The organism is Roseixanthobacter psychrophilus, from assembly GCF_043195195.1.
Lineage (GTDB): Bacteria > Pseudomonadota > Alphaproteobacteria > Rhizobiales > Xanthobacteraceae > NCEH01.
The window spans coordinates 1-961 of the sequence record NZ_JBAFWT010000153.1; the positions used below are offsets into that span (position 1 = coordinate 1).

The window sequence follows — 961 nt, forward strand, 5'->3', positions numbered from 1 at the left end:
GTGGACGACGACCACGTCGGCGTCGTCGAGTTCGTCGCTCGGCATCACGCCGAACTCTCCATCGACCTCAAACAGCGTGACCGGGACCATCAGGGTGCGGGCGAGCTGGAACGCGTGGGACTGTGCGAGGGAAAGATCGTGCGACATCTGAGGGCTCCATCTTGGAGCGAGGCCGATCCCCGCTCGATGGCGTCCGTCAGTGTCCTCAACCGGCCGCGATCACCGCGCAGGCGAAGCCGTAGTCGGCGGCATGCTCCGCATAGCCGACCCCTTGAGGGTTGATCGTGGAAGGCCGGGCGGAGGACCAGGAAAGCCATCCAAGGAGAGCGGGGTCGGGCTTGCCCCAGAGATGGTCCGGACCCTCTTGCACGCTCTTTTCCCGGACGCCGAACCACACTGCCGCGCCTGAACAGATCGGGTCCCGAGCAGCGCCTCAGGTCGAATGGACGGCTTCAGCGCCGAAGCGACGTCGGCGCAGCCGCCCGTTCAATCGCTATGGTCGCGCGAATCCCCTGCGCGGCGCGTCTCGTTGTCGACGATCGCCTGGACCACCGCGAGATCCATCTGCGCATGCGGCGAGATCCGCGCCACTTCGGCCGCGACCTTGGCCCAGTGGATGAATTCGCCGGCTTGCCCGTGACGCGCGGGAACGAGCCGCCAGGCGCTGCGCCTCGTAATAGGCGCTCGGTTCATCGTGATCGATGAGGCGGCGGGCGTCCGCCTGCCACCTCCGGCGGATTTGCCTACGGTTCTCCATCCACCGTCGCAGTGCAGCCAGCATGACGTTCTGCCCCCGGCAGCATTTTCTCGTTTCGCGTCAGATGGGATGGAAGCCCTTGGGATGAAGACGGCTTGCTGGCATCAGCGCAGCCAACAGCCCGGCCCGCAGGGCGACGCCCTTCCCTTCTCGCCTCAGAACAATCGGGGATCGAGCGAGAAGGGCACCTCGCCGATGATGCGG

At 66.3% G+C, this 961-nt stretch carries 2 protein-coding genes; both read right to left on the reverse strand.

What is annotated here, in order from left to right; all coding sequences use genetic code 11:
* Positions 1-205 precede the first annotated feature (205 nt).
* Positions 206-370: a hypothetical protein gene (locus tag V5F77_RS28940; protein WP_348848450.1), complete on the reverse strand. Its 165-nt coding sequence runs from the start codon at positions 368-370 to the stop codon at positions 206-208.
* A 116-nt stretch (positions 371-486) separates the two neighbouring features.
* Complete coding sequence (locus tag V5F77_RS28945) at positions 487-693, reverse strand: hypothetical protein (RefSeq protein WP_429008492.1); 207 nt, start codon at positions 691-693, stop codon at positions 487-489.
* Between the last annotated feature and the right edge of the window lie 268 nt (positions 694-961).